5 protein-coding genes are annotated in these 3,652 nt (G+C 40.3%); 3 read left to right on the top strand and 2 right to left on the bottom strand.

Translation table 11 applies throughout. From position 1 onward, the window contains the following. Nucleotides 1-909, bottom strand: a 909-nt coding sequence (locus RQ763_RS10625) for a hypothetical protein (protein WP_314152930.1), incomplete at its 3' end; no start/stop codon positions are given. 14 nt (nucleotides 910-923) lie between these two features. Next, entirely contained in the window at nucleotides 924-1,364 is a 441-nt protein-coding gene (locus RQ763_RS10630) for a hemerythrin domain-containing protein (RefSeq protein ID WP_314152931.1), read from the bottom strand. Between the two features lie 155 nt (nucleotides 1,365-1,519). Between RQ763_RS10630 and RQ763_RS10635 the strand changes: the two genes are divergently transcribed. The 3 genes from RQ763_RS10635 to RQ763_RS10645 form a co-directional block, all read left to right on the top strand. Next, complete coding sequence (locus tag RQ763_RS10635; RefSeq protein WP_314152932.1) at nucleotides 1,520-2,836, top strand: S41 family peptidase; 1,317 nt, start codon at nucleotides 1,520-1,522, stop codon at nucleotides 2,834-2,836. Between the two features lie 4 nt (nucleotides 2,837-2,840). Continuing rightward, on the top strand, nucleotides 2,841-3,554 hold the full coding sequence (purC, locus tag RQ763_RS10640) for a phosphoribosylaminoimidazolesuccinocarboxamide synthase (RefSeq protein ID WP_314152934.1): 714 nt from the start codon (nucleotides 2,841-2,843) through the stop codon (nucleotides 3,552-3,554). Between the two features lie 5 nt (nucleotides 3,555-3,559). Then, nucleotides 3,560-3,652, top strand: a 93-nt coding sequence (locus RQ763_RS10645; RefSeq protein ID WP_314152935.1) for a phosphoribosylformylglycinamidine synthase subunit PurS, incomplete at its 3' end; no start/stop codon positions are given.

Below are 3,652 nucleotides of genomic sequence, written 5' to 3' on the forward strand. Positions count from 1 at the left end.
GTCATTGAGCACCCACGCTAAAGCGCCTAAGAGCATAAATATGGAAGCACTCCTCCAGTACCAAATCGTAATATCGCTAACCTTGCGACGACGCGCGTTTAGTTTTGTATGGATTGCTGTGGCATAAGCCAAGAAAAAGAGCGCTATCCAGAGTTTTGCCACCAGTGCGTATGACTCAAAAAAGAGATTTAAACAGAGCCACAAAAAAAGCCCTGCACTTATAATCCAGATGACTCTTTTCTCAAAAAAACTTTTGAATTTCGGCGCTACGTAAAACATCGGCAAAATATGAAAAGAGACCCCGATTATCAAAATTCCGGCAAAGCCAAAAACTGCCCAAACGCTATGAACATTTGCCAGCAGCAGATGTGAAGCCGAAGATTTGCCGACTCCATGAGATGCCAAAAGGTGCATTCCTACAAGTGATATAAAAAGCGCAAAAACCAACCCCGTCACCATGGCTTTTATGCTTGGCGTGAAATTTATAACGCTCTTAAGTGCCACCAACATAGAGAGAATAATTATTAAAAATCCGCCGCCAAGCAGAGCAGAAGCTGCAAATATAAGTACTGAAATATCTAAGAGCAGCCCAAAAACCATGCAAAGAGTCCCAAGAACTAAAAACAGATACGATATAAGTGAGATAAAATGAACTTTTGCGACCCTAACTCCAGCCAAAACCGGAAGCATCTGGGTAAGCGCTCCAAAGATCACAAAACTCAAAAAGCCTATAGTCAATGAGTGCGTAATTGCAATCGCCTCCAGTGAGTATCTATTTGAGAGCACTTGGGCATCGCTAAAAAGTATTAAAATTCCGGCAAGAACTCCAAAGAGAGGAGCCGTTAAGAAAAATATAGCAGGTGCCCATATAGGAGGCGCTTGATCTACTGAGAGTCCGTTAAAATCCAAATCTATCTCTTCTACTACTCTACGATCATTGAACGCATCATATCGACTATGCGATCAGACTCTGCGCTTAAGTGCTGCTGTGCCATCGTGTAGAGCATCTGCTCCTCTTTCATGTTGTGCTGCTGCATTAAAATCATCAATGTTTCGCTGCTTCCGAAAAACTTCTCTTTATCTCTGTCCTCAATCGCTTTGCCCATGTCTGAGATAAGACCTCTCATCTGCGTGTGCTCATGTCTCATCATGGCAGTCGGACCCTGAGTCATTCCTGTTTTTTGCTCAAACTCCAAAAACATAACACGCTCTTCCATCTGAAAATGTCTCTGTGTCCCATAAGCAAACACATCATATGACTCTTTTGCACTCTCTATCGAGTTGGCTGCAGCATCTTCCATCACTGCAAACAGTTCGTCGCAACGACCATGATCCGCCGCTAAATACTCTTTAATACTACTCATTGTTTTTATGCCTTAATGATTAAAATTTTCGTATTATATTAAAAATAATTTAAATAAAAATTACTGCAGGTCAATTTAAAGGGCATCCCTAAACAAAGTTGTTATTTAAACAGCTTTTTACTATAATATCCTTTTTAATTAATACAGGAAAAATAATGAAAAACAAAAAGTTGCTTACTCTTGGTTTTGCCTCGGTAACGGTTGCGTTAGCGTTAGTGTTTTCTACGAACCTTCTTGCCTCCACGGATGAGAACAGAGAGAGCAAAGAGGCTTCTAGACTTGAATCCTTAGCAAAGTTTACAAAAGTCATAAGCATTGTTGAGCAGTACAATGTAGATGATGTTACTATTGAAGAGTTGATGGACAAGGCACTTGAGGGGATGATGAGTAACTTAGACGCTCACTCAAACTATCTCTCGCAAAAAGATTATAAAAGTTTAAAAGTCCAAACAAACGGTGAATTTGGCGGTCTTGGCATCACTGAAGGCGTACGAGATGGCGCACTTACGGTTATTGCACCCATTGAAGGCACTCCCGCGGACAAAGCAGGCATCAAAGCCGGTGATATAATTTTAAAAATAGACAAAGAGTCCACGCTCGGTATGACCATTGATGAAGCGGTCTCCATCATGAGAGGAAAAGTCGGCACTCCTATTGAGCTGATGGTTGTCAGAGAGGGAGAGAGCAAGCCTCTGGTTATAAATATAGTAAGAGGAATAATTACAATAGAGTCTGTATATGCAAAATCTATCGGCAATGACATTCAATATATCCGCGTAACCAGTTTTGACAAAAAAGTTGTAGATGATGTTACAAAAGCAATAAAAAAGAGAAAGCCGACGACAAAAGGAGTTGTTCTTGATTTGAGAAACAATCCAGGGGGACTTCTTGACCAAGCGGTCGGTCTTGTAGACCTTTTTGTCGATGAGGGGGATATCGTTTCACAAAAGGGAAGAAACAAAGCCGATGATGAGACATACTCCGCAAAATCTCAAAATACCATAACCGATGTTCCGTTGGTTGTGCTAGTAAACGGCGGAAGCGCAAGTGCGAGTGAGATTGTAAGCGGTTCGCTTCAAGACCATAAACGCTCTATCGTTGTGGGTCAAAATACATTTGGAAAAGGGAGTGTCCAGGTAGTTCTTCCTATAACCGACGAGGAAGCTATTAAGCTAACTATTGCAAGATACTACCTTCCAAGCGGAAGAACAATTCAAGCTCTTGGGGTAAAACCTGACATCGAGGTATTCCCAGGCGAGGTTACAACAAACAAAAATGAATTTGCAATAAAAGAGGCTGACTTAAAGAAACATTTAGAAGAAGAACTAGAAAAAGTTGACGGCAAAAAAGAAGAGGAAGAGGCACAAAAAGACTCAAAACACATCATAACAGATGAGATGATAAACAAAGACATGCAGCTAAAAGTTGGTGTTGATATTTTAAAAGCATTAATCATTACAAAAGGACTATAAAAAGATGCAAAAGAGAGAACTGCTCTACGAGGGAAAAGCAAAAAAACTGTTTACTACTGATGATGAAAATCTTCTTATCTCAGAGTTTAAAGATGATTTAACCGCATTTAACGGTGAGAAAAAATCAAGTGAAGCAGGCAAAGGCGCACTTAACAACAAGATTTCAACCGAACTTTTTAAGCTCTTAGAGGCGAATGACATACAGACTCACTTCGTAAAGATGTTGGATGACAATAACATGTTGCATAAAAAGACAAAGGTTATTCTTATAGAAGTTATCGTTCGCAACATTGCAACAGGAAGCCTAAGCCGTAATCTCGGTATCAAAGACGGAACCGTTCTCCCTTTTACGCTTGTTGAGTTTGACTATAAAAACGACGCTTTGGGTGACCCTAAGCTAAATGATCAGCATGCATTAATCCTTGGTTTAGTTGATTTTCAAGACGAGCTTGATAAACTTCGCCGCATGGCAAGACAGGTAAATGATATTCTCAAGCCGTACTTTGCAGACAAGGGTCTTAATCTAGTAGACTTTAAACTTGAGTTTGGAAAAGAGAGCAGCGGCAACATCATTCTTATAGATGAGATCAGCCCTGATAATTGCCGTTTTTGGGATGTGACAAGCGGTGAGAAGATGGATAAAGACAGATTTCGTCAAGGTTTAGGCGGACTAACTGTTGCCTATGAGCAAGTTTTAAATAGAATTTTAGGGAAGTAGAGATGATGAAAGTTATAGTAAACGTGTTTTTAAAAGCTGGTGTTTTGGATTCTCAGGGAAAAGCCGTGCATCATGCGCTAGAGTCTCTGCACTTTGAC

It is taken from the genome of Sulfurimonas sp. (assembly GCF_032250635.1).
GTDB lineage: Bacteria > Campylobacterota > Campylobacteria > Campylobacterales > Sulfurimonadaceae > Sulfurimonas.